A 23,100-nucleotide genomic window follows, 5' to 3' on the forward strand; every position below is an offset into this window, starting at 1 on the left:
CTTACACAAAGGAATGGTCACGGCACGACAGGGCAGCATTACGGTATGTAATCGATCGGTTACGTAACCGTCATCACGAAGGTGATCTCATGCGTGTCCTGATCCAGCTCCGTCCCGCCCCGGACGTCGTCGCCGCGGTGCTCGACCCGGGCGTCGTCACCACGGTCGCCGACATCGTCGCCGACCTGCCCGGGATCCTCCTCGACGAGGCGTTCGGGCCCGTGCCCGTGCCGCGGGCGCGTCCGCGCTCGCCCCACGGCGACCCGCTCTCGCTGCACCAGCGGGTGGAGTTCTCGCTGGCGCCCGAGGACGCGTCCGTGCTGGTGCGCGGGGAGATCGCCGACGCAGAGCTCTCGACCAGGGTGACCCGCCTGCAGTCCGCGGTCCGCGAGGTGACCGGCGTGTTCGTCGACCCGGTCATCGAGCCCGTCCCGACCTGCGGCCACGACGCGCCCGTCGGGGACTGGAACGAGGTCAGGCGGCTCCTGCACGCCTCGGACCTGTGGGCGCAGGGCCACGACGGCGACGGCGTGGCCGTGGCCGTCGTCGACAGCGGCATCAACGCCGACCACGTCGGCTCGCGCATCGGCGACGCCGTGCAGATCGACGAAGAGCGCAGCTGGAGCCCGTCCGGCGTGGCCCGCACGCCCGGGCGCCACCCCGTCGAGCACGGCACCATGTGCGCCTTCGACGTGCTGCTGGCCGCCCCGAAGGCGACCCTGCTCGACATCCCCGTCCTGCTGTCCCGCAAGGGGGCGGGGCTCGACGGGCTGCTGTCGGACGCGATCATGGCCTACTCCCATCTGCGTAACGTCCTGAACGCCATGCCCGAGGAGTCGAAGTCCTTGGTGATCACCAACAGCTGGGGCCTGTTCTCGCCCGACATGGACTTCCCGCCCGGGCATCCCGGCAACTACTCGGACAATCCCTCGCACCCGTTCAACACGATCGTCGGCAGCCTGGCGGACGCGGGCGCGGACGTCCTGTTCGCGGCGGGCAACTGCGGCCGCGACTGCGCCGACCGCAGGTGCGGCTTCCCCGACCGGCCGATCGCCGGCGCCAACTCCCACCCCGACGTCACGTCCGTCGGCGGCGTCGACACCCGTGGCGAGCGGGTCGGCTATTCCTCCCAGGGTCCCGGCCGGCTGGCCGAGCGCAAGCCCGACCTGTGCGCGTACACGCACTTCGCCGGCTCCGAGGCGGTCGGCGCCGCCGACTCCGGCACCTCCGCCGCCTGCCCCGTCGCCGCCGGCGTGGTCGCCGCCGTCCGCACCCGCCGGCCCGCCGCCCAGCTCTCCCCCGAGCAGCTCCGCACCCTGCTGAACCGCACCGCCGACGACCGCAGCACGGTGGGCTTCGACTACGACTACGGGTACGGCGTCATCGACCCGCCCGCCGTCCTGGCCGCCCTCGGCCGGCAGAGCAGCACGCGCGCGGCCTGAGCGCGATGGTCCTGCTCCAGGTACGCCTGCCGCCCGGCGCCACCCTCGCCGCCGCAATGGAGGCGCTGGGCCTGTCCGAGTACGAGGTCGACATCGCGTACGGGCTGGTGGCCGTCGGCCCCGAGCCCGGGCTGTACGTCCTGCGCGTCATCGAGGAGGCGGGCAGGCGGATCGGCGGTGACCTCTTCGCCGACCCGCGCATCGAACCTTGCTAACGCGTTGGCGTGTACCTGACGGAACCGCGACAATGGCCCGATGGCTGCACGTGGCGAGACCGACTGGGTGTCCAGGTTCGCGGACGAGGTGATCTCCGAGGCGGAGAGGCGTGCTCCCGGCAAACCCGTCGTCTGCGCCTCCGGCCTGAGCCCTTCGGGACCGATCCACCTGGGCAACCTGCGCGAGGTCATGACCCCCCACCTGGTCGCCGACGAGATCCGGCGGCGCGGCGTCGAGTGCGTGCACCTGCTGTCCTGGGACGACTACGACCGCTTCCGCCGGGTGCCGGCGGGCGTCGACCCGGCGTGGGCCGAGCACATCGGCAAGCCGCTGACCGCTGTGCCCGCCCCTCCTGGCAGCACGCACGCCAACTGGGCCGAGCACTTCAAGGCGCCCATGATCGAGGCCATGGCCGAGCTGGGCGTGCGCTACCGGGGCATCAGCCAGACCGAGCAATACACCTCGGGCGCCTACCGGGAGCAGATCCTGCTGGCCGTGCGCGAGCGGGCCAGGATCGACGCCGTGCTGTCGCGCCACCGGTCGAAGCAGGTGGAGGACTACTTCCCGTACAAACCCTACTGCGACCTGTGCGGGCGCGATCTCACGACGGTCACGGCGTACGACGACGAGACCACCGAGCTGGCCTACACCTGCGAGTGCGGCTTCGGCGAGACCGTCCGGCTGGCCGAGCACGACCGCGGCAAGCTGGTGTGGAAGGTCGACTGGCCGATGCGCTGGGCGTACGAAGGCGTGATCTTCGAGCCGTCCGGCGTCGACCACCACTCCCCGGGCTCGGCGTGGACCGTCGGCGGCCAGATCGTGGGCGACGTGTTCGGCGGGCGGCAGCCGATCGGCCCCATGTACGCATTCGTCGGCATCACCGGCATGGCCAAGATGAGCAGCTCCAAGGGCGACGTGCCGACCCCGGCGGATGCCCTGGAGATCATGGAGGCGCCGGTGCTGCGCTGGCTGTACGCCCGCCGCAAGCCGGCGCAGTCTTTCAAGATCGCCTTCGACCAGGAGATCCACCGGCTCTACGACGAGTGGGACGCCCTGGGCCGCAAGGTCGCCACCGACCAGGCGCAACCCGCCGAGCTGGCCGCGTACGACCGCGCCGTGCGCACGGCCGAGGGCCCGCTGCCCGCCACGCCGCACCCCGTCCCCTACCGGACGCTGGCCTCCATCGTGGACATCACGACCGGTGACACGGAGCAGACCCTGCGCATCCTGCGCGACCTCGACGGGATCGGCGGCCTCGACCAGGCCCGCCCCCGCCTGGACCGGGCGCAGCACTGGGTCGACGACCACCTGCCCGCCGACCAGCGCACCCGCGTGCGTGAGTCGCCGGACGAGGAGCTGCTCGACTCGATCGGCCCGGGCGAGCGGGAGTCGCTGCGGCTGCTGGCCGACGGCCTCGACGACTGGTCGCTCGACGGGCTCACCACGCTCGTGTACGGCGTGCCGAAGCTCCAGGCGGGCCTGGCCGCCGACGCCGCGCCGACCCCGGAGCTGAAGGCCGCCCAGCGGGCCTTCTTCGCCCTGCTCTACCGGCTGCTCGTCGGCCGCGACACAGGGCCCAGGCTGCCCACGCTGCTGCTCGCCGTGGGCGCCGACCGGGTCAGGAAACTCGTCGGCGGGTGAACGGCACCGGGCGGGTGCGAAGGGCGGCCGTCGCGTGAACGGCGCCGTGCTGATCACCGGCATCTCGGCCGCGGGCAAGTCCACCGTGGCACAGGCCCTGGCCGAGCGGCTGCCGCGGGCGGCCCACGTGCGCGGCGACACGTTCCGGCGCATGGTGGTCACCGGCCGCGCCGACATGACGCCGGACGTCACCGACGAGGCGGAACGCCAGCTCCACCTGCGCTACCGGATCGCGGCGACCGTGGCCGACCTGTACTTCGACGCCGGGTTCACGCCGATCGTCCAGGACGTCATCCTCGGAGCGGACCTGAAGCCGTTCACGAAACTGATCCGAGCCCGCCCCCTGCACGTGGTCGTGCTGGCCCCCGACCCGGCGGTGGTGGAGCGCCGCGAGCGGGCCCGCGCCAAGAGCGGCTACGGAGGCGGGTGGACGCCGACCGTGCTCGACCAGGCGCTGCGCCGCGAGACACCGCGCATCGGCCTGTGGCTGGACACCTCGCGACAGAGCCCGGACGAGACCGTGGACGAGATCGTCTCCAGGGCCGACGAGGCCAGGATCGCCGGAAATCTTCTATAAAAGCGATCTATGCAAGGCGCTGTCAAGCGGGATGCATGTGTGCAGGAGGACCTTGACTTCATGAACAAGCAGCACCCCGCCAGCGTCAGTGTCATCGTTCCCGCGATGAACGAGGCGGAGAACCTTCCTCACGTCTTCGCCACGCTGCCCGGCTGGATCGACGAGGTGATCCTGGTCGACGGCAACTCCACCGACGACACCGTCGCCGTGGCGCGCAGGCTGCGCCCCGGCCTCCGGGTCGTCGTGCAGACGCGGCGCGGCAAGGGCAACGCGCTCATCGAGGGCTTCCAGGCCGCGAGGGGCGACATCATCGTCATGATCGACGCCGACGGGTCCACCGACGGCCGCGAGATCCGCTCCTTCGTCGACACGCTGCTCCACGGCGCCGACTTCGCCAAGGGCTCCAGGTACGCGCCCGGCGGCGGCTCCGACGACCTCAGCCCGGTGCGCTCGCTCGGCAACAAGGTCCTCACCGGCCTGACCAACCTCCTCTACGGCACCCGCTACACCGACCTCTGCTACGGCTACAACGCCTTCTGGGCGCGCCACCTGGAGGCCATGGACCTCGATTGCGACGGTTTCGAAATCGAGACGCTGATGAACGTCCGCGCCGCCCAGGCCGGGCTCGTCATCCGCGAGGTCCCCAGCCACGAGCGCTCCCGCATCCACGGCGCCAGCAACCTGCACGCCGTGCGCGACGGCTGGCGCGTACTCAAGACGATCATCAGGGAGCGGGCGCGCGGGACCGCCGTGACGACTCAGCCCCAAGTGGCGCTGGCGAAATGAGGAGTGACATCCTCTGACAATGCGCTACATAGTGATCGGAGCAGGAGCAGTCGGAGGGACCATCGGCGCCCGGCTGCACCAAGGCGGGCACGACGTTCTCCTCATCGCGAGAGGCGCGCACTACGAGGCGCTGAAGAGAGACGGCCTGCGCCTGATCACCCCGGAGACCACGGAAACCCTCGACATCCCCGCCGCCGACGGCCCCGTGCCGGCCCGCGACGACGACGTGCTGATCCTGGCCACCAAGTCCCAGGACACGATCGCCGCGCTCGCCGGCTGGCCGTCCGACCTGCCCGTGGTGTGCGCCCAGAACGGCGTCGACAACGAGCGCATGGTCCTGCGGCGGTTCTCGCGCGTCTACGGAATGTGCGTGTGGCTGCCCGCCCAGCACCTGGAGCCCGGCGTCGTGGCCGCGTACGCCCACCCATACTCCGGCATACTGCAGGTCGGACTCTATCCACAGGGTGTGGACGACTTCGCCGAGCAGATCGCCACCGACCTCGGCAAGCCGAGCTCCGGCGGACTCGTGGCCCGCGCGGTCCCCGACGTGATGCGCTGGAAGCACGGCAAGCTGCTCGGCAACCTGGCCAACGCCGTGGAGGCCCTCGTCGGCCACGTAGATGGCAGGGCGGCGGTCGTGGAGCGGGCCAGGGCCGAGGCCGCGACCGTGCTCGACCGGGCCGGAATCGCCTACGCCACCCCCGAGGACGAGCGCCAGGTACGCGGCCACCAGGCGGACGCGCGCCCCATCGAGGGCATCACCCGCGGCGGCGGATCGTCGTGGCAGAGTCTGGCCAGGGCCAGCGGCTCCATCGAGGCCGACTACCTCAACGGCGAGATCGTCCTGCTCGGCCGCCTGCACGGCGTGCCCGCCCCGGTCAACGAGGTGCTGCGGAGCGAGGCCAACAGGTTCGCCCGCGAGAAGCTGCCGCCCGCCTCCATGCCGCTGGAGACGCTGGTCGCGCTCATCGACGAGCGTTGCGCAGCCGGATCCCGCTGAACTCGAGCGTGCTCGCCGTCACCTCGTTCCAGAACCCCCACAGGTTGGGCAGCAGCCGCAGCTGGATCCCCGCCTCCTCGTGCAGCTCGAACAGGTCGTCGACCGGCTCGGGCGGGCCCATCGGCTCGACGGGCACCTTCGCGACCATGGCGTGCGGCGGGTCACCGATCGGCGCGAAGTCGTCGGCCGGCAGGCGGTAGGCGTACAGCCGCACGTCCATGAGCGCCTTGACCCAGCAGTACTCGATGGCGTGCACCCGCTCGCCGCAGCCCGGGCCGATGATCCGGGCCGCGTCCTCCTTGGTGGTGCGGGGCCCGGTCCACGCCATCGCCCGCGGGCAGGCACGCGGAAACCAGTAGTCGGGGCAGCGCTCGTAGCCGACCGCCCACACGTACGGCTCGGTCAGCGAGGTCGTCACCGCGACGTGCGGGACGAACCGCTCGATCGCCGGGTCCTCGGAGAAGTGCAGCACCTGGCCGGGCTCTGGTCTCATGAACGTCATCATCGCGCATACCGCGACGCTGCTTGGGCAGTGGAAACCCGCTCTGACGACAAGGGGTGAGTTGGATGATTCTGCTGGGTCTTCTCCTGGTCCTGCTCGCCGGCGGCGCCATCGCCCTGGTCCTCACCGAGGAGAGTGCCAGGTACATCCTGTTCGGATACACCTTTGAGCTCAACCATCTGGAGATGTTCCTCGCAGGGGCGGTCACGATGGCCGTCCTGGCGCTGGGGCTCTGGCTGCTGGGCTCGGGGTCGCGCAGGACGGCCAGGCAGCGTCGCAGGCTGCGCAGCGCCAGAGCCGAGGCCTCCGACCGGGTGGCCCGGCTGGAGGACGAGAAGCGTGATCTGGAACGGAAGCTGGAGCGCGAAGACACGTCCGGCGACCGCCTCGTGGCCAGAAGCCCCGAGAATCCGTGATCACGCCGTCTGGCGCGAGGGCATCAGTTTGCCCTCGCGCCAGAGCGCGAACCCCGTGATCACCGCGCCCAGCCCCTCCCAGAGCCCGACGCCGAAGAACTCGGCCGGCGCCGCGCCCGTCAGCACCAGCGTGCTGAAGACCGCGAACGTGACCAGCCGGAACGGCACGGTCCAGCGGAAGAACGGCGTGTAGTCCGCCGACGCCGCGAACATGTAGTAGACCCCCATGTTCACCGCCGCCATCGAGGAGGCGGCCATATAGACCAGCGTGTAGTCTCCCGCGGGCCGTACGTCGAGCACCTCGAAACCCAGCATGACCAGCAGCGTGCCGGGCGAGATCAGGCCCAACAGGCCGAGCGCGAAGGCGAGCAATCCGAAAACCGCGATGGTCCAGCCGGAGAAAGAACGCGGAAGACGCACAGAAATCCTTCCAATGGGGGGTGTACTCTGCGAGGCGATCTCATCATGCACCCGGAGGTCGCATGCCCCCCACGCGTGGCCGTCCCATCGCGCTGAAACTCCTCGTCCTGCTGCTCGTCCCGCTGCTGTCCCTCGTCGGGCTGTGGGCGTTCGCGGCGGGCCTGACCGGCGGCGACGGTGTCCGCCTGCTCGCGATCAATGATCTGGCCACCAACCTGGCCACGCCGTCCGAGCAGGTCAACATCGCGCTGCAGAACGAGCGGCTGGCCTCGGTGGAGTTCCTGGCCGGCGGCAAGGGCGCCGGCAAGCTCGGCAAGCAGCGCGGCGCGACCGACCAGGCGGTGGCGACCTTCCGCAGCCTCGTCAAGAACGTTCACGACATGTCGCCCGAAATGACCGCGCAGCTCAACGCGCTCAACGGCAAGCTCGACCAGCTCGTGGAGGTCCGCCGCGACGTGGACTCCAGATCCGCCGCGCCGCTCGACGTGATCGACGGCTACAGCCAGGTCGTGGACGCGTCCTTCCGCCTGTACGACGCCATGGTCCTGGTGCCCGACATGGCGCTCTACCAGCAGGCCAAGGCCGTGACCATGCTGGGCGAGGCCAAGGACGTGCTCTCCAGGGAGCGGGCGCTGATCGCCGTCGTGCTGGCCAGGGGCAAGGTGGAGCCCAGCGAGCGGGAGGCGTTCACGGGGATGGTCGCCACCAGGCGGCTGCTCTACTCGCGGGCGCTCTCGCACCTGGACGGCGGGCTGCGGGGGCCGTACGAGAAGCTGACCGCCGCGCCCGTCTACAAGGAGTTCCTGAAGGTCGAGGACGCCATCAGAGGGCAGGCGGCCACGAACGGCCTGCCCGCGGCGGCGGCCACCTGGCCGGTCGACGGCGAGAACCTGTGGCGGGCGGTCGAGCGCAACCAGGCCGCGGCCGTGACGGGCATCGTTCAGCGGGTCACCCCTACGGCCGTCGGCATGCTCGTCAAGATCGGCGTGGCCGGCGGCGTGGGCCTGATCGCCGTCGTCGCCTCCATCATGCTCTCGCTCCGCTTCCGCAGGCGCCTGGTGCGCGAGCTGGCCGGGCTCCGTGACGCCGCCGCCGAGCTGGCCGAGGTACGGCTGCCCGGGCTGGTCAAGCGGCTGCGTACGGACACGTCCGACCCCACACCGGCTGAGGTGACGGCCATGGACGTCAGGACGTACAGCTCCGAGGTGGAAGACATCGTCCAGGCCTTCAACCGCGTGCGGTCCACGGCTGTCGCGGCGGCGCTGGACCAGGCCAGGCTGCGGCACGGCGTCAGCCAGGTCTTCGTCAACCTGGCCAGGCGCAACCAGTCGCTGCTGCACCGGCAGCTGCTCCAGCTCGACAGCATGGAGCGGGCCACCGAGGAGCCCGAGATGCTGGCGGACCTGTTCAAGCTCGACCACCTGACGACCCGCATGCGCCGGCACGCCGAGAGCCTGATCATCCTGTCCGACCACACCCCGGGACGCGGCTGGCGCAACCCGGTGCCGATCGTCAACGTCCTGCGCGCGGCCGTGGCCGAGGTGGAGGAGTACGAGCGCGTGGAGGTGCTCCAGCCGCCGCCGGTCGCGCTGCTGGGCTCGGCGGTCACGGACGTGGCCCACCTGATGGCCGAGCTGATCGAGAACGCCACCCTCTTCTCGCCGCCCAAGACCAGGGTGGACGTGCGGAGCACGATGACGCTGCACGGCCTGATGGTCGAGGTCGAGGACCGGGGGCTCGGCCTGCCCCGCGTCGAGCTCGACGAGCTGAACGACCGGCTGACCAAGGTCCCGGAGTTCGACCTGGCGCAGAGCGACCGGCTCGGCCTGTTCGTCGTCGGCCGGCTCGCGGCCCGGCACGGCATCAAGGTCGCCCTGGCGCCCTCACCGTACGGCGGCCTGACCGCGATGGCCGCCCTGCCCTCCTCGCTACTTGCCGACCAGCCGGTCCTGAGCGGGCGGTAGGTAGGACATCACACCGGATTCCCGGGCGGCCGCCGCGGCCAGCAGTCGCTGGTAGGCATGGCTCGCCAGCAGCCCCTTGGCCTCCTCGACGGTGAAGAACCCGTAGTCGTCCAGCTCCTCGGCCTGCAGCGTGATCGGCGTGTCGGAGGCGATCTCGCCGCAGTCGAACACGAAGTTGACCAGCGGGTACGGCACATTCGGCAGCCCGTCGACCCACGCCACGGTCAGCAGCGGGCCGACCTCGACCTCGAGCCCGACCTCCTCCGCGACCTCCCTGGCGCACGCCTGCGCGGGATGCTCGCCCGCGTCGACGATGCCGCCGGGGAACGACCAGTGCTCGCGATAATTGGGATCCACCAGCAGGACCCGGCCCCGCTCGTCCGTGATGTACGCCGCCGCTCCCGTGATGACCCGGTTGACCGTGGTCCAGAAATCGCTCACACAGGCACTATGGCAGAACCTGGAGCAGCGCCTGGCTCTCCGCCCTGGCCGGCTCTCCGAGTCGCTGCGGCTCCTGGCCTGCGCCGTCGAGCACGTACTCCACGACACGTTCCGAGCCGGTTGCCTGACTGCTCAAAGACGCAGAAAAGGCTCGCTGAAGTGGGCGGTGGCGAGGATCGCGCCCTCGGCTCTGAGTGCGCCGAGCACCTCGGCGCGGGTGCGCGCGGCCGCCTCCTGGTCGTCGTCGTAGAGGTAGCGCACGCCCGGGTCCTCGAGCTGGACAGGGTGGAGCACGAGATCGCCGGTCATGGCCACGTCGCCGGCCCGGACGATCTGGTGGCCCGGGGTGTGCCCGGGCGCGAGGTGCACGTGGACTCCGGGCGCGATCTCGGCCTGGCCCTCGACGACGTGCAGCTGCCCCTTGATCGGGGTGACGAGCCGGTCGAGCGCCGGGCCCTGGGCGGCGTCCAGCTCGGCCTGCTGCAGCACGTGGCGCGCGTTCTCGAACGCCGGTCTGCCGTCGGTCACCACGCCGCTCGCGTGGTCGCTGTGCAGGTGGGTGAGGACGACGGTGTCGATCTCGGCGGGCGCGACCCCCACCGCGGCCAGCTCGCCGGCCAGCGTGCCGGGAACCGGCGCCCAACTGGACGCCGGTGAGTCGGCGCCGCCGATGCCGGTGTCGACCAGGGTCAGGCGGCCTGCCGCGGTACGCAGCAGATAGCAGTGGAAATGCAGGACCCACGGCTCGTCCCGGAGCCCCGAACCGGGGAACATCTCGGCGAGCGGGCGGCGGATCGCCGCCCCCATGGGGCCCACGGCGTCGCAGAGGGGTGTCACCTCGACGCCGGACACGGTTATCGGTTGGTGCGGCACCCCGTCAGGTTACGGGGCCGAGGCCATGCGGCGGCTTACGGGGCCGAGGCTATGCGGCGACGGGCTCGCGCGGAACGTACTCGTTCTCGAGGTCGGCGGCGTAGACGGCGCGGCAGCAGTGCGCGCACCTGTACATGATCGGGCCTTCGTCGAGCTCGTGGTGGCACCGCGGGCAACGGTTGACGGTCTTCATGGTGCTCCCCCAAGGAGTTTCTGTCTGTCCTATGGAACCCTCACCGAGTTGCAGGGGTCCTGCATGCCACTTGACACGATGACGCTGCCGCGATGGGGGCTCTGTGCCCTCCGATACACCGGACTGCGGTAATTTTCCTCACAGGACGGTGCCGAGAAGAACATTGTCACGCCGGCGTCCCGTGCTTGTGAGCGAAGACACGAGAACCGCCCGGGAATAGTCCAAGAGGGCTAGGTGTTTGATGGACCAGATGGCGTGGTATCTTGCCACCAGCGTTGAGCTTCAGCTCCGCTGATCTTCATCTAAGCCCAGCCCCTTGTTGAGGGCCCGGCTTCCTTTCATCACCCGCCGGTCTGTCCTGGCCCGGCGCATCTCCCCCAAGGGGTTCACCATGTCTGTGCACACCATTCCTGAACAGCGCACGCATGCGCCTGTCCGGCAGGTGAGCGGTCTCCTGGACGTACGCGACAAATCCGCGTTCATCCGGGCCGGTCATCTACCTGGGCCGGGCGACATGCGCGTGCCTCCCGACAAGATCAGGCAGTTCGACCTGCGGCCCGGCGACCACGTCGTCGCGTCCTTCGCCGGGAACAAGCTCGCCGCCGTGGAGTCGGTCAACGGCTCCGCGCGGTGGCGTGACCGTCCCCAGTTCGCGGAGCTGACACCCGTACATCCGACCGAGCGGCTCACCATCGAGACCGAGTCGCTCAGCACGCGCGTCATCGACCTGTTCGCGCCCATCGGCAAGGGACAGCGCGGCCTCATCGTCGCGCCGCCCAAGGCCGGCAAGACCATGGTCCTCCAGGCGCTGGCCGCCGGAATCACCCGCAACCACCCCGAGGTCCATCTCATGGTGGTGCTGGTGGGCGAGCGGCCCGAGGAGGTCACCGAGATGCGCGCCACCATCGAGGGCGAGGTCTTCTCCTCGACCTTCGACCACCCCGACCGCGACCACGCCGCCGTCGCCGAGCTGGCCATCGAACGGGCCAAGCGGCTCGTCGAGGCCGGACGGGACGTGGTGCTGCTGCTCGACTCGCTGACCCGGCTGGGGCGGGCGTACAACAACCTGGCGCCGGCCGGCGGGCGCGTGCTCACCGGCGGCATCGACGCCGCCGCCCTCTACCCGCCCAAGCGCTTCTTCGGCGCCGCCCGCAACGTCGAGGGCGGCGGCTCCCTCACCATCCTCGCCACCGCGCTGGTGGACACCGGGTCGCGGATGGACAACAACCTGTACGAGGAGTTCAAGGGCACGGGCAACATGGAGCTGCACCTCACCCGCGAGCTGGCCGAGCGGCGCCTGTTCCCCGCCGTGGACCTGGAGGCCTCCGGGACGCGGCGCGAGGAGATCCTGCTGCACGCGCAGGAGCGGCAGGTGGTCTGGCGGCTGCGGCGCATGCTCACCGGGCTCGAGAAGCGGCAAGGGCTCGAGATGCTCGTCGGCAAGCTCCGCTCCACCTCCTCCAACGCCGCCTTCCTCCTCGAAGCGAGCGCCTGACTCCCCGCCCGCCCTCCGTGGCCGGACGTCACGGCGGCGCTGCCGTGGCCGTGCACGAGAATGGGCCGCATGCTGGCTGACATCGTCGAATACCTCATCTGCCCGGTCTGCCGCGCCGACGTGCGGCTGGACGAGCGCACCCTGCGGTGCGCCGGCGGGCACGCGTTCGACGTGGCCAGGCAGGGGTACGTCAGCCTGCTCGTCGGCTCCAGGCCGCCGGGGACGGCCGACAGCGCGGCGATGGTGGCCGCGCGGGCCGAGTTCCTCGACGCCGGACACTACGCGCCGCTCGCCGAAGCGGTGGCGGAGGCCGTGCGGGAGCACACGGGTGCACAGAACGTTCCACTAAAACGTGAGTCCTCTACCGAAACGAATGACGGCGAGGAGTTGAGGGCGTACCGTGGGGCGAGAATGGAGGCCGGTTACGGCGTGGGGCCAGCTGAAGGTCCTGTGTCTGACCGGGACAACGTCGAGGGTGACCGCGCGGTGGGCAGGATCGTGCCGGTGATCGTCGACGCCGGCGCGGGAACCGGGCACTACCTGGCGACCGCGCTCAATGCCGTGAACGATGGCATCGGGATGGCTTTCGATGTGTCGAAGCACGCTGTACGCCGGGCGGCGCGGGTGCATCCGAGGGTGGGGGCCTTCGTGGCCGACGTGTGGCGGCCGCTTCCCATCCGGGATGGGGTGGCCGACGTGGTGATCGACGTGTTCGCGCCCAGAAACGGACCCGAGTTCAGGAGGATTCTGCGGTCTGACGGCGCCGTCGTGGTCGTCACGCCCGCGAAGACGCATCTGAGCCCGCTGGTCGAGGAGCTGGGACTGCTCTCCGTCGACGAGGAGAAAGAGCGCAGGGTCGCGCGCAGCATGGAGGGCTTCGCGGAGACCGGGCGGCGCTCGATCGAGTTCGACATGGAGCTGGGCCACGGCGACATCGTGCAGGTGGTCGGGATGGGCCCGAGCGCGTGGCACACCGACGCGGCCGACCTTGATGAGCGAATCGCGGAATACATCTCCCGGAATGCCATGAGAAAACGGCATAAAGTAGCGACACACGCGGCGTTTCAACTGTCTATCTTCGAGCCCGCACCCCGATCAAGACCTGTTCCTTGACGGACCTGTGCGACTGGTGTTACTGATGGGGCATTTAGTCCGAAATTCCCCCACATTCCCCGGGTATTTCTCCGATACAGGCGCAATACTGGACGGCATCCCGAGCCCGGAGGCGCGGGACATCAACGGGAGGGGGCGCGCCGGATGAAGGCGGAGGAACGCTGGCAGGCCAGGTTCCGGGCCTCGCGCATGACGCTGCCCTCCTGGGCGCGCCAGGCTCCGAACCGCTCCATCTACCGCTCCAACGCCACAGGTAAGTGGGACGTCTACGCCTGGGACCGCGTGACGGGCACCACCCGGCAGGTCACCGACCGGCCCAAGGGCACGGCGCATGCCGCCGTCGACCCGACCGGCCAGTGGATCTACTGGTTCGCCGACACCGGAGGCGACGAGTTCGGCGTGTGGTGGCGCCAGCCGTTCACCGGCGGCCCCGACGAGCCGGTCGCGCCCGGCCTGCCGCCGGGACAGCCCGGCGGCATCGCACTGTCCACGACCGGCGTCGCGGCGATCAGCCTGGCCAGCGAGGGGACGTTCCGCATCCACCTCGTACGGGAGGGCGAGCCGTTCCGGCTGCTCTACGAGCACACCGAGGCAGCGTGGGTGGCCGACATGTCCCTCGACGGCTCCCTTATCGCGATAAATCACGGTGAGTACGGCGATTTCCGTCACCCCGCCCTCCGCGTCGTCCGGCACAACGGCGACACGGTCAGCGAGCTCTACGACGGCCCCGGCAAGGGCGTGGTCGGGCTCAAGTTCGCGCCCGTCATGGGCGACCGCCGGCTGCTCGCCCTGCACGAGCGCCGCCAGCGCCACGAGCCCCTGGTCTGGGACCCGGTGACCGGCGAGCAGCGCGAGATCTGGCTGAAGGACTCCGGCGACCTGGCCGCCGAGTGGTACGACGACGGCCGCGGCCTGCTGATCCTGCGCGACGACCGGGCCCGCAGCTACCTGCATCGTTACGACCTCGCCGGCGGCGGGCTGACCCTCATCGACACGCCGCACGGCGTGATCGACGAGGCGGCTCCCCGGCCCAGCGGCCACGTCGAGTACTCCTGGTCCAGCGCCTCCCACCCGCCGGTCATCCGCTCCACCAACGGCCAGGTGGTGGTCAACCCCAGCGGTCCGCCCGCCCCGCCGAGCGTGCCCGTCGAGGACATCGACGTCGAAGGCGAGGGCGGCCGCATCCACGCGCTGGTCTCCAAGCCGGAGATCGGCACCGCGCCCTTCCCCGCTGTCTTCCTGCTGCACGGCGGGCCGGCGGACCACGACCGCGACGCCTTCTCCCCCGAGGTCGCGGCCTGGGTGGACGCGGGCTTCGCAGTGGTGCGGGTCAACTACCGCGGCTCCACCGGCTACGGCTCGGACTGGCGCGACGCGCTGCACGGCGACGTGGGGCACATCGAGCTGGCCGACGTGGCGGCCGTGCGCCGGTGGGCGGTCGAGCGCGGCATCGCCGACCCCGACCGGTTAGTGCTGGCGGGCTCGGCCTGGGGCGGCTACCTCACGCTGCTCGGCCTCGGCACCCAGCCGGACCTGTGGGCGTGCGGCATCGCGGCGGTGCCGATCGCCTGCCACCACACGTCGTACGAGGACGAGGCCGAGAGCCTGCGCGCCTACCACCGCGCGCTGCTCGGCGGCTCCCCCCGCGAGCAGCCCGAGCGATATGCCGCCAGCTCCCCGATCACCTACGTCGACCAGGTGAAGAGCCCGCTGCTGATCCTGGCGGGCGAGAACGACACGCGCTGCCCGCTGCGCCAGATCGAGAAGTACGTGGCCAAGCTCGCCGAGCACGGGCGCGAGCACGAGGTCTACATGTACGACGCCATTCGCGGATCCCTGGTGGTGTCCGAACGGATCGCGCAGATAGCTGTCCAGCTCGACTTCTCCAGAAAGCACGTGAATTCGACCTGACGCTTGACAGGTCGTAAGAATTGCCCGACCCGGCGGGCTTGACCGTCGGGTCCTCCCCCTGTCACGATCCGCGCACGGTCGGTATACGGGGAGGCACTCATCAAGCACCACAGGCCCGCGACCGGCTCGCGGAGGCTAGCGGGCGCGCAGGACCACGATGGCGAGGTCGTCCGCGCTCGGCTCGGAGGCGAACTCCGCCGCGCCCCTGCGGATGCGCTCGGCCACCGCCCTGGCAGACAGCCCGGCGCACTCGGCCAGCAGCTTGGCCAGGCCGCCGTCGTCGTCGAGCAGGCGCCCGCCGGAGCGCCGCTCGGTAACCCCGTCGGTCACCGCCAGCAACACGTCGCCGTGCTCCAGGTGGATGGTGTCGGCCTCGAACACGACCTCGTGGAAGACGCCGAGCAGCGACTGCGGGGTGGTCACCGCCTCGACCTTGCCGCTCGGCTTGAGCCGCAGCGCCTCGGGGTGCCCGGCCGACACCATGCGGATCTCCAGGCCGGTCTTCACGGGCGAGATGTCGCCGTGCAGCAGCGTGAGGAACCTGGCCCGCTCCCCCTCCTCCAGGATCGCCTGGTTGAGCCGGCCGAGGACGGCGGCGACGCCGTACCCCTCACGTGCCAGCAGCCGCAGCGTGTGGCGGGCGAGGCCGGTCACGGCGGCGGCCTCCGGGCCGGTGCCGCAGACGTCGCCGATCGCGAACCGCCACGAGTCGTCGCCCGCCTTGAACAGGTCGTAGAAGTCGCCGCCGACCTCGTTGGCCTCGCCCGCGGGCTCGTAGATGACGCCGTAGTCGAGGCCGGGGACCTCGGGCTCGTTGGGCGGCAGCAGGCTGCGCTGCAGCGCGCGGTTGGCGGCGGCCTGCTGGGCGTAGAGCCTGGCGTTGTCCATGGCCAGCGCGGCGCGCCTGCCGATGTCCTCGGCGAACTGGATGACCTCGTCGGGAAAGCGGTCGGGCCGACCCAGGCACATCATGCCCAGGCTGCGGCCGCGCGCGGTGAGCGGCACCGCGAGCACCTGCGAGTCGGCCAGGTGGAGCGCGGAGGTGACCCGCGTGCCGGCGGCGGCCACGTCCATGTCCGCCAGTTGCTCGCGCAGCCCGTCGATCCTGGCCTCGTCGGCGTGCCACAGATAGACCAGCCGCAGCGGCCCGGCCGCGCCGTCGGAGGTGTAGACCGCGCACCAGGTCGCCAGCCTCGGCACCACCACCTGGGCGATGATCGCGGGCACCATGTCGGGGTCGAGAGTGCCCGCGAGCAGGTCACTCGCATCGGCCAGGAACCCCAGCCAATGTGGTCCTCGGGAGCTCTCCTCCAGCCATTCGGCTGCCACCCTGTCCACGGAGCCAGGTAGCGTGAGCCTTGCCCAGTGGACACGGGAATCACCCGCAAAGGTGACTCCCCACTCTTCGACGTTCGCGGAAGGAGCTTTTGGATCGCTCTGGGAAACGCTTCGCTGCCGGAATTCCACCTGTACGGCATCCCCGAAATGCTTCCAAATCACCTCAAACGGCTCGTCAGCGACTTGCTCGGCCAAATCTCCCGCGACTTGCTCGGCGGTATGGAGCACGCCACCGGTGGCCCACGCGGTCATCACTTCGTGCGTGAACCTCATCGCAGCCGTCACAGCGGTCTCACCGGGAGCGAACGTCGCAGCGAGCACCGCATGGGGAGAAGCAGTCATCCCAACGTGCCTACCACACTTCTCACTGACTTGGGGTAAATCCAAGGACAGGACTACGAGCTACTCATCGTGACAGACTTGAATCACTCGCCGGAGCCCGCAGCGAGTGAAGGAGGCCCCATGACCACGGCCAAGGCCGCGCCAACCCCAGAGGAGAGGACGTATACCGAATCGGATCTCGTACCCATCCTCGAGACCCTCTTCTCTTGGCGTGACGGCGACTTCCGGCGTCGGGTGCCTTATGCGCCCCCGGGCATCCTCAGCGAGGTGCGGCTGCTGCTGAACGAGGTGGCCGACCGCCGCGAACATCTCGCCAACGAGCTCGTACGCGTCCGCAAGGAGGTCGTCAAGGAGGGCCGGTTCGGCGAGCGGCTGACGCCAGGCCCCGGGGTGGGCGCGTGGGCGGAGAGCGTCGAGTCGGTCAACCAGCTGATCGACGCCCTGGTGAGCCCGGTGAGCGGCGCGGCCGACGTGATCGACGCGGTCGCCAAGGGCGACCTGTCGCGGCGCATCGACCTCGACCGGTCGGCCCGCGGCGAGGTGCGCCGCCTGGGCAAGGCCATCAACGGCATGGTCGACCAGCTCGCGCTGTTCAACTCCGAGGTGACCAGGGTGGCCCGGGAAGCCGGGACCGAGGGCCGGCTGGGCGGCAGCGCCAACCTGCGCGGCATGTCCGGGAGCTGGCGCGATCTCACCGAGGCCGTCAACACGATGTCGTCCCGCGTGGCCGCGCAGGTGCGCGACATCGCGGTGGTGACCACCGCGGTGGCCAAGGGCGACCTGAGCCGCAAGGTGACGGTCGACGCCGTGGGCGAGATGTTCGAGCTGAAGAACACCGTCAACACGATGGTGGACCAGCTGTCCGGCTTCGCCGAGGAGGTCACCCGCGTGGCCCGCGAGGTGGGCACCGAGGGGCAGCTCGGCGGGCAGGCGCAGGTCACCGGCGTGTCCGGGGTCTGGAAGGACCTCACCGACAACGTCAACTTCATGGCCAACAACCTCACCTCTCAGGTGCGAAGCATCGCGACCGTGGCGACGGCGGTGGCCCAGGGCAATCTGTCCAAGAAGATCACCGTCGACGCGCAGGGCGAGATCCTCCAGCTCAAGGACACCCTCAACACGATGGTGGACCAGCTGTCCTCCTTCGCCGACGAGGTCACCCGCGTCGCCCGCGAGGTGGGCACCGAGGGCAAGCTGGGCGGCCGGGCCGAGGTGAAGGGCGTGTCGGGCGTCTGGAAGGACCTCACCGACAACGTCAACTCCATGGCCAACAACCTGACGTACCAGGTGCGCAACATCGCCCAGGTGACCACGGCCGTGGCCAACGGCGACCTCACCCGCAAGATCGACGTCGACGCCCAGGGCGAGATCCTGGAGCTCAAGTCGACCATGAACACGATGGTCGAGCAGCTGTCGTCGTTCGCCTCCGAGGTCACCCGAGTCGCCCGCGAGGTGGGCACCGAGGGCCAGCTCGGCGGGCAGGCGCAGGTGCGCGGCGTGTCCGGGGTCTGGAAGGACCTGACGGACAACGTCAACTCGATGGCCAACAACCTGACCTCGCAGGTGCGCCAGATCGCGGCGGTCTCGTCCGCGGTGGCCCAGGGCAACCTGTCCAAGAAGATCACCGTCGACGCGCAGGGCGAGATCCTCCAGCTCAAGGACACCCTCAACACGATGGTGGACCAGCTGTCCTCCTTCGCCGACGAGGTCACCCGCGTCGCCCGCGAGGTGGGCACGCAGGGGCAGCTCGGCGGGCAGGCCAGGGTGCAGGGCGTGTCGGGTGTGTGGAAGGACCTCACCGACAACGTCAACTTCATGGCCAACAACCTGACGTACCAGGTGCGCAACATCGCCGAGGTGACCACCGCCGTGGCCAACGGCGACCTCACCCGCAAGATCGACGTCGACGCCCAGGGCGAGATCCTGGCGCTGAAGACCACCATCAACCGGATGGTCGACCAGCTGTCGTCGTTCGCCTCCGAGGTCACCCGAGTGGCCCGCGAGGTGGGCTCGGAGGGCCAGCTCGGCGGCCAGGCGCGGGTCGAGGGCGTCGAGGGCACGTGGAAGCGGCTCACCGAGAGCGTCAACGAGCTGGCGGGCAACCTCACCACGCAGGTACGCGCCATCGCGACCGTGACCAGCGCCGTGGCGCGCGGCGACCTGACCCGCTCGATCGCCGTCGAGGCGCAGGGCGAGCTGGCGGAGCTGAAGGACAACATCAACTCGATGGTGGCCAACCTCCGCGAGACCACCCAGGCCAACCAGGAGCAAGACTGGCTCAAGTCCAACCTGGCCCGCATCTCCCGGCTCATGCAGGGCCACCGCGACCTGTTCGAGGTGGCCAAGCTGACGATGAGCGAGCTGACGCCGCTGGTCTCGGCCCGCTACGGCGCCTTCTACGGCATCGACCCCGAGGGCGACCACGAGCTGGTGCTGATCGGCGGCTACGGCGTACGTCCCGGCCGAGGGCCGCGCCAGCGCTTCGCCATCGGCCAGGGCATCGTCGGCCAGGCGGCGGCCGAGGGCAGGCACATCGTGCTCGACGACGTGCCACCGCAGTTCGTCACCATCGACAGCGGGCTCAGCCAGTCCACGCCCGCGCAGATCGTGGTGCTGCCGATCCTGTTCGAGAGCCGCGTGCTCGGCGTTCTGGAGCTGGCCTCGTTCACCCCGTTCGGCGAGGTGCACCTGGACTTCCTGCGGCAGCTCGTCGAGACCATCGGCGTCACGATGAACACGATCATCGCCAACTCCCGCACCGAAGACCTGCTGACCGAGTCGCAGCGGCTCACCCGGGAGCTGCAGGAGCGCTCGGACGAGCTGCAGCGCCAGCAGGAGGAGCTGCGCAGGTCCAACGCCGAGCTGGAGGACAAGGCAGCGCTGCTGGCCAAGCAGAACCGCGCGATCGAGATCCAGAACTTCCAGATCGAGCAGGCCCGCCGGACGCTGGAGGAGCGGGCCGAGCAGCTGGCCGTGTCCTCGCGCTACAAGTCCGAGTTCCTCGCCAACATGTCGCACGAGCTGCGCACACCGCTCAACAGCCTGCTGGTGCTGGCCAAGCTGCTGACCGAGAACGCCGAGGGCAACCTGACCTCGCAGCAGGTCGAGTTCGCCCGTACGATCCACAGCGCGGGCTCGGCGCTGCTCCAGCTGATCAACGACATGCTCGACCTGTCGAAGGTCGAGGCGGGCCGGATGGACATCCACCCGATCCAGGTGTCGCTGCCCAAGATGGTCGACCTGCTGGAGGCGGCGTTCGCGCCGCTGGCCCAGGACAAGGGCCTGTCGTTCAGCGTGGACGTCGAGTCCGACGTGCCGAACGAGCTGCGCGCCGACGAGCAGCGCCTGCAGCAGGTCCTGCGTAACCTGCTCTCCAACGCGGTGAAGTTCACGCCACGGGGCGAGGTCAAGCTGCGCGTCTCGATGGCTCCGCCCGGAGTCGACTTCGACGACGACACGCTGCACGACGCCCACGATCTGCTGGCCTTCCATGTGGTCGACACCGGCATCGGCATCGCACCCGACAAACGGGACGTCATCTTCGAGGCCTTCAGACAGGCCGACGGCACCACGAGCAGGAAGTACGGCGGCACCGGCCTGGGGCTGGCGATCTGCCGGGACATCGCCAGGCTGCTCGGCGGCGAGATCCACGTGGACAGCGAGCTGGGCAAGGGCAGCACGTTCACGCTCTACCTGCCGGCCTCTTACACCGGCCCGCTGGCCGCCACCGACGGCGGCGCGGCTCGCCGGCAGCTCATGACGTCGCCGGTGGACGAGCAGCCCACCGCCGCCACGGTGCCCGAGCCGCCGCTGCCGCTGGACCTGCCGATGCCCGAGCTGGTCGAGCCGCCGGTCGAGACGCCCACCCAGTGGCAGGGCGACGATCCGCTCAACGGCTCGAAGATCCTCATCGTGGACGACGACATCCGCAACGTGTTCGCATTGACCAGCGTGCTGGAGCGACACGGCTCCACAGTCGTCTACGCTGAAAACGGCCGGGAGGGGATCGAGCAGCTCGAACGGAACGAGGACGTCGCGCTCGTGCTGATGGACATCATGATGCCGGAGATGGACGGCTGGGCCACGACCTCGGCCATCCGGCGCATGCCGCAGTTCGCCGATCTGCCGATCATCGCGCTGACCGCCAAGGTCATGCGGGGCGATCGGGAGAAGAGCATCGCGTCGGGCGCGTCCGACTACGTGCCCAAGCCGGTCGACGTGGACCGGCTGCTCGAACGCCTGCGCGGCTGGCTCAGCCGCGGTCGCGGAGCCACGACCGACTCATCAGCCGAAGGGGCGTGATCGATGGCGGATCGTGCGAAGATCCTGCTGGTCGATGATCGCGAGGAGAACCTCATCGCTCTCGAGGCCATCCTCAGCTCGCTCGACCTGGTGCCCGTGCGCGCCCGGTCGGGCGAGGAGGCGCTCAAGGCACTGCTCAACAGCGAGTTCGCGCTCATCCTGCTCGACGTGCGGATGCCGGGCATGGACGGGTTCGAGACGGCCGCGCACATCAAACGGCGCGAGCGGACCAGGAACATCCCGATCATCTTCCTCACCGTCGTGGACAGCGCGCCCGACTACGCCTTCCGCGGGTATGCGGCGGGCGCGGTCGACTACCTGACCAAGCCGTTCGACCCGTGGGTGCTGCGGGCGAAGGTGTCGGTGTTCACCGAGCTGTACAACATGAACAAGCGCCTGGCCGAGCAGGCGTCCATGCTGCGCGACCGGGTCAGTGGCGAGCTGCCGCCGGGCACGGGCGACCACGCCGCGGTGCTGCCGGAGCTGTCGCGGCGGCTGACGTCGGTGGAGGACGAGCTGGCCCGGATCCGGGAGCTGGCTCGCAAGTCACAGGACCCGGCACTGGCCGTGCCGCTCTCGGACCTGACGGACCGGGTCACGCATTTGCGCGCCGGCTTCGACGCGCTGTCCTGACGTGCCCACAACCCCGGACGCACGCCAGCGTCCGGGGATGACGCATGCCGGGACGTCGCAGGGCTACAACGCCGACCCGGGCGGTGTCACGGTGGAGGTAACGCGGAGCGGGCGATCCAGTCGCACACGGCACGAGCGGCGCGCTTCGGAGCACCGGCGCGCGGATCAGTGGCGCGCGCGTTCCAGGGCGTCCCAGAAGCCGCGCCGAAGCGCGTGGCGGACCTCGTCGTGCAGCAGGAAGTCGATCGGCAGCGACGACCCCTGCAGCAGCCGCGCCTCCAGGTCCGACGGCATGCGCGGCTTGCGGGCCAGCACCGCCTCGAGCCACAGCGCCGGCGCGTCCCGGGCGACGGAGTCGCCGAAGTCGTGCCCCTCCCGGTGGGCGGACTTGACGGCGTCGGAGAGCGTCGTTGCGCCCGCCGTGGCGGCGGACGGCGGCGTGACGGGCGCGGACTGCGGCACGGTGTACGGCCCGGCCTGCGCCGGCTGGTAGCTGCCGCTGGACGGCGAGGCGAACTGCCCGGTGCTGGGCGACTGTGACTGGGCCTGGGACTGTGGCTGGGCCTGCATGGGACCCGTCGCCGGGGCGGAGGACGGCGGCTGCTGCTCGGCCTGGTAGCTGGAGTAGGTGGGCAGCGCCGGCGGCGTGGACGACGAGCGCCCGCGCCCGGACGACGACGGCCCGTTGGACGACGACTGGCTGTGCGAGCCGGAAGAGGAGGAGCCGGCGGCGTGGCTGCCGGTGGACGGCGCGGCCGGGGGCAGCGACGACTGCGATGACGACGAGGAGGGCTGGGAGGGCGGTAGCGAGTATGTGGCCTGCCCGTTGCTGAGCGGTGCGTGGTGCCCGTTGGACGACGACTCGGTGACGCCGGTCACCACGGAGACGTACTGTCTCAGGTGGACGGCGCCCAACTCGACCAGGTCGTCGCACTCCTGCCGGAGCGACCGCGAGACGGCCCAGCCGCCGTCGGCCGCGATGTGGATGACGCTCACCCTGATGCCGAGGTCCTGCGCGTCGCACACGACCTGCGCCAGGTCCTCGTCCCCGCTCACGACCACCGCGTCGCAGATGGCGTTGTTGCGGGCGAGCGTCATCAGGTCGCGATGGACCTGGGCATCGACCCCTTCGCGGCGGCCCGGCCGGATGCGCGACAGCCTGAGCTTGAGGCCCGGAATGTCGGCCAAGACGTCGTGCTCCGGCGTGCGCCGGCCCTCGACCGTCGCCTCGTACCAGTAGCACCGCAGCAGCGGCAGGCCGGTGCGCTCGCGTGACAGGCTGGTCATCAGCTGGAGCAGCCCGGGGTAGTCCCAGGCAACCGCTTCGCGATGACGCGTGCCGTGCACGGCCATCGCTCCATCAGCCAGCAGATAGCCGGCGTCTACGAACAGCGCACAGCGATCCACTGACACCGCCCCTTTCCTGGTGGTCCGACCTTGCTGGCTCTGCACCGTCAGAGACCGGACTCGGCGGCCCTCTCTCAGGGTAATGAAA

General features: G+C 70.2%; 21 protein-coding genes. 13 read left to right on the forward strand and 8 right to left on the reverse strand.

The features are described from left to right. Window positions 1-89 precede the first annotated feature (89 nt). Genes EJK15_RS04480 through EJK15_RS04505 form a run of 6 tightly spaced genes read left to right on the forward strand, consistent with a single transcriptional unit; the run spans window position 90 to window position 5,662 of the window. Entirely contained in the window at window positions 90-1,442 is a 1,353-nt protein-coding gene (locus EJK15_RS04480) for a S8 family serine peptidase (RefSeq protein WP_138709068.1), read from the forward strand. A 5-nt stretch (window positions 1,443-1,447) separates the two neighbouring features. Next, a complete protein-coding gene (locus tag EJK15_RS04485) occupies window positions 1,448-1,657 on the forward strand; it encodes a hypothetical protein (RefSeq protein ID WP_138709069.1) in 210 nt (69 codons plus the stop codon). A 40-nt stretch (window positions 1,658-1,697) separates the two neighbouring features. Next, window positions 1,698-3,299 carry a lysine--tRNA ligase gene (gene lysS, locus EJK15_RS04490; protein ID WP_138709070.1) on the forward strand — a complete coding sequence of 534 codons (1,602 nt, stop codon included), beginning with the start codon at window positions 1,698-1,700 and terminating at the stop codon, window positions 3,297-3,299. Window positions 3,300-3,333: 34 nt separating this feature from the next. Further along, the gene (locus EJK15_RS04495; RefSeq protein WP_138709071.1) at window positions 3,334-3,876 is read left to right on the forward strand and encodes an AAA family ATPase; all 543 of its coding nucleotides are present in this window, start codon (window positions 3,334-3,336) and stop codon (window positions 3,874-3,876) included. Window positions 3,877-3,936: 60 nt separating this feature from the next. Continuing rightward, on the forward strand, window positions 3,937-4,662 hold the full coding sequence (locus EJK15_RS04500; RefSeq protein WP_138709072.1) for a glycosyltransferase family 2 protein: 726 nt from the start codon (window positions 3,937-3,939) through the stop codon (window positions 4,660-4,662). Window positions 4,663-4,681: 19 nt separating this feature from the next. Next, a complete protein-coding gene (locus EJK15_RS04505) occupies window positions 4,682-5,662 on the forward strand; it encodes a ketopantoate reductase family protein (protein ID WP_138709073.1) in 981 nt (326 codons plus the stop codon). Here the strand turns inward: EJK15_RS04505 and EJK15_RS04510 are convergent. Continuing rightward, window positions 5,628-6,155, reverse strand: a complete 528-nt coding sequence (locus tag EJK15_RS04510; protein ID WP_138709074.1) for a DUF6886 family protein — start codon at window positions 6,153-6,155, stop codon at window positions 5,628-5,630. The genes EJK15_RS04505 and EJK15_RS04510 overlap by 35 nt on opposite strands. 74 nt (window positions 6,156-6,229) lie before the next feature. Between EJK15_RS04510 and EJK15_RS04515 the strand changes: the two genes are divergently transcribed. Next, window positions 6,230-6,580 (forward strand): hypothetical protein, encoded by a 351-nt coding sequence (locus tag EJK15_RS04515; protein WP_138709075.1) that lies wholly within the window; start codon window positions 6,230-6,232, stop codon window positions 6,578-6,580. On the opposite strand, the gene EJK15_RS04520 is transcribed toward EJK15_RS04515, so the two are convergent. Beyond that, window positions 6,581-7,000: a hypothetical protein gene (locus EJK15_RS04520; RefSeq protein ID WP_240776765.1), complete on the reverse strand. Its 420-nt coding sequence runs from the start codon at window positions 6,998-7,000 to the stop codon at window positions 6,581-6,583. A gap of 62 nt (window positions 7,001-7,062) precedes the next feature. Between EJK15_RS04520 and EJK15_RS04525 the strand changes: the two genes are divergently transcribed. Beyond that, window positions 7,063-8,964, forward strand: a complete 1,902-nt coding sequence (locus tag EJK15_RS04525) for a sensor histidine kinase (protein ID WP_138709076.1) — start codon at window positions 7,063-7,065, stop codon at window positions 8,962-8,964. Here EJK15_RS04525 and EJK15_RS04530 read toward each other — a convergent pair. From EJK15_RS04530 to EJK15_RS70205, 4 genes are read right to left on the reverse strand one after another with little or no spacing between them, the layout of a single operon-like run. Then, a complete protein-coding gene (locus EJK15_RS04530) occupies window positions 8,929-9,405 on the reverse strand; it encodes an NUDIX domain-containing protein (protein WP_138709077.1) in 477 nt (158 codons plus the stop codon). The two genes, EJK15_RS04525 and EJK15_RS04530, sit on opposite strands and share 36 nt — an antisense overlap. A 7-nt stretch (window positions 9,406-9,412) precedes the next feature. Continuing rightward, on the reverse strand, window positions 9,413-9,541 hold the full coding sequence (locus EJK15_RS76160) for a hypothetical protein (RefSeq protein ID WP_276615360.1): 129 nt from the start codon (window positions 9,539-9,541) through the stop codon (window positions 9,413-9,415). Continuing rightward, window positions 9,538-10,278, reverse strand: a complete 741-nt coding sequence (locus EJK15_RS04535) for an MBL fold metallo-hydrolase (RefSeq protein ID WP_240776766.1) — start codon at window positions 10,276-10,278, stop codon at window positions 9,538-9,540. Before EJK15_RS04535 ends, EJK15_RS76160 begins: the two co-directional genes overlap by 4 nt. Before the next feature lie 49 nt (window positions 10,279-10,327). Next, the gene (locus EJK15_RS70205; protein WP_171074111.1) at window positions 10,328-10,471 is read right to left on the reverse strand and encodes a hypothetical protein; all 144 of its coding nucleotides are present in this window, start codon (window positions 10,469-10,471) and stop codon (window positions 10,328-10,330) included. Between the two features lie 391 nt (window positions 10,472-10,862). On the opposite strand from EJK15_RS70205, the gene rho reads away from it, so the two are divergent. The 3 genes from rho to EJK15_RS04550 all read left to right on the forward strand — a co-directional run bounded on the left by rho (window position 10,863) and on the right by EJK15_RS04550 (window position 14,990). Next, window positions 10,863-11,966, forward strand: a complete 1,104-nt coding sequence (gene rho / locus EJK15_RS04540) for a transcription termination factor Rho (RefSeq protein ID WP_171074112.1) — start codon at window positions 10,863-10,865, stop codon at window positions 11,964-11,966. 69 nt (window positions 11,967-12,035) lie between these two features. Continuing rightward, window positions 12,036-13,079, forward strand: coding sequence for a putative RNA methyltransferase (locus EJK15_RS72600; protein ID WP_206060645.1), 1,044 nt, complete (start codon window positions 12,036-12,038; stop codon window positions 13,077-13,079). Window positions 13,080-13,223: 144 nt separating this feature from the next. Then, a complete protein-coding gene (locus EJK15_RS04550; RefSeq protein WP_138709078.1) occupies window positions 13,224-14,990 on the forward strand; it encodes a S9 family peptidase in 1,767 nt (588 codons plus the stop codon). A gap of 135 nt (window positions 14,991-15,125) precedes the next feature. On the opposite strand, the gene EJK15_RS04555 is transcribed toward EJK15_RS04550, so the two are convergent. Beyond that, window positions 15,126-16,328, reverse strand: coding sequence for a PP2C family protein-serine/threonine phosphatase (locus tag EJK15_RS04555; protein WP_240776767.1), 1,203 nt, complete (start codon window positions 16,326-16,328; stop codon window positions 15,126-15,128). A 462-nt stretch (window positions 16,329-16,790) separates the two neighbouring features. Between EJK15_RS04555 and EJK15_RS04560 the strand changes: the two genes are divergently transcribed. Then, a complete protein-coding gene (locus EJK15_RS04560) occupies window positions 16,791-20,972 on the forward strand; it encodes a HAMP domain-containing protein (protein ID WP_138709079.1) in 4,182 nt (1,393 codons plus the stop codon). 3 nt (window positions 20,973-20,975) lie between these two features. After that, entirely contained in the window at window positions 20,976-21,605 is a 630-nt protein-coding gene (locus EJK15_RS04565; RefSeq protein ID WP_138709080.1) for a response regulator, read from the forward strand. Window positions 21,606-21,770: 165 nt separating this feature from the next. Here the strand turns inward: EJK15_RS04565 and EJK15_RS04570 are convergent, their stop codons facing one another. Then, a complete protein-coding gene (locus EJK15_RS04570) occupies window positions 21,771-23,018 on the reverse strand; it encodes an NYN domain-containing protein (RefSeq protein ID WP_420847017.1) in 1,248 nt (415 codons plus the stop codon). Between the last annotated feature and the right edge of the window lie 82 nt (window positions 23,019-23,100).

Source organism: Nonomuraea basaltis, from assembly GCF_005893125.1.
In the GTDB taxonomy this organism is placed as follows: domain Bacteria; phylum Actinomycetota; class Actinomycetes; order Streptosporangiales; family Streptosporangiaceae; genus Nonomuraea; species Nonomuraea basaltis.

What these genes read in the sequence shown, in the direction of transcription:
- EJK15_RS04480 (WP_138709068.1), top strand. Translation starts at nt 90, where the DNA reads ATGCGTGTCCTGATCCAGCTCCGTCCCGCCCCGGACGTCGTCGCCGCG.
- EJK15_RS04485 (WP_138709069.1), top strand. Translation starts at nt 1,448, where the DNA reads ATGGTCCTGCTCCAGGTACGCCTGCCGCCCGGCGCCACCCTCGCCGCC.
- lysS (WP_138709070.1), top strand. Translation starts at nt 1,698, where the DNA reads ATGGCTGCACGTGGCGAGACCGACTGGGTGTCCAGGTTCGCGGACGAG.
- EJK15_RS04500 (WP_138709072.1), top strand. Translation starts at nt 3,937, where the DNA reads ATGAACAAGCAGCACCCCGCCAGCGTCAGTGTCATCGTTCCCGCGATG.
- EJK15_RS04505 (WP_138709073.1), top strand. Translation starts at nt 4,682, where the DNA reads ATGCGCTACATAGTGATCGGAGCAGGAGCAGTCGGAGGGACCATCGGC.
- EJK15_RS04510 (WP_138709074.1), bottom strand. Translation starts at nt 6,155, where the DNA reads ATGAGACCAGAGCCCGGCCAGGTGCTGCACTTCTCCGAGGACCCGGCG.
- EJK15_RS04515 (WP_138709075.1), top strand. Translation starts at nt 6,230, where the DNA reads ATGATTCTGCTGGGTCTTCTCCTGGTCCTGCTCGCCGGCGGCGCCATC.
- EJK15_RS04525 (WP_138709076.1), top strand. Translation starts at nt 7,063, where the DNA reads ATGCCCCCCACGCGTGGCCGTCCCATCGCGCTGAAACTCCTCGTCCTG.
- EJK15_RS70205 (WP_171074111.1), bottom strand. Translation starts at nt 10,471, where the DNA reads ATGAAGACCGTCAACCGTTGCCCGCGGTGCCACCACGAGCTCGACGAA.
- rho (WP_171074112.1), top strand. Translation starts at nt 10,863, where the DNA reads ATGTCTGTGCACACCATTCCTGAACAGCGCACGCATGCGCCTGTCCGG.
- EJK15_RS72600 (WP_206060645.1), top strand. Translation starts at nt 12,036, where the DNA reads ATGCTGGCTGACATCGTCGAATACCTCATCTGCCCGGTCTGCCGCGCC.
- EJK15_RS04550 (WP_138709078.1), top strand. Translation starts at nt 13,224, where the DNA reads ATGAAGGCGGAGGAACGCTGGCAGGCCAGGTTCCGGGCCTCGCGCATG.
- EJK15_RS04560 (WP_138709079.1), top strand. Translation starts at nt 16,791, where the DNA reads ATGACCACGGCCAAGGCCGCGCCAACCCCAGAGGAGAGGACGTATACC.
- EJK15_RS04565 (WP_138709080.1), top strand. Translation starts at nt 20,976, where the DNA reads ATGGCGGATCGTGCGAAGATCCTGCTGGTCGATGATCGCGAGGAGAAC.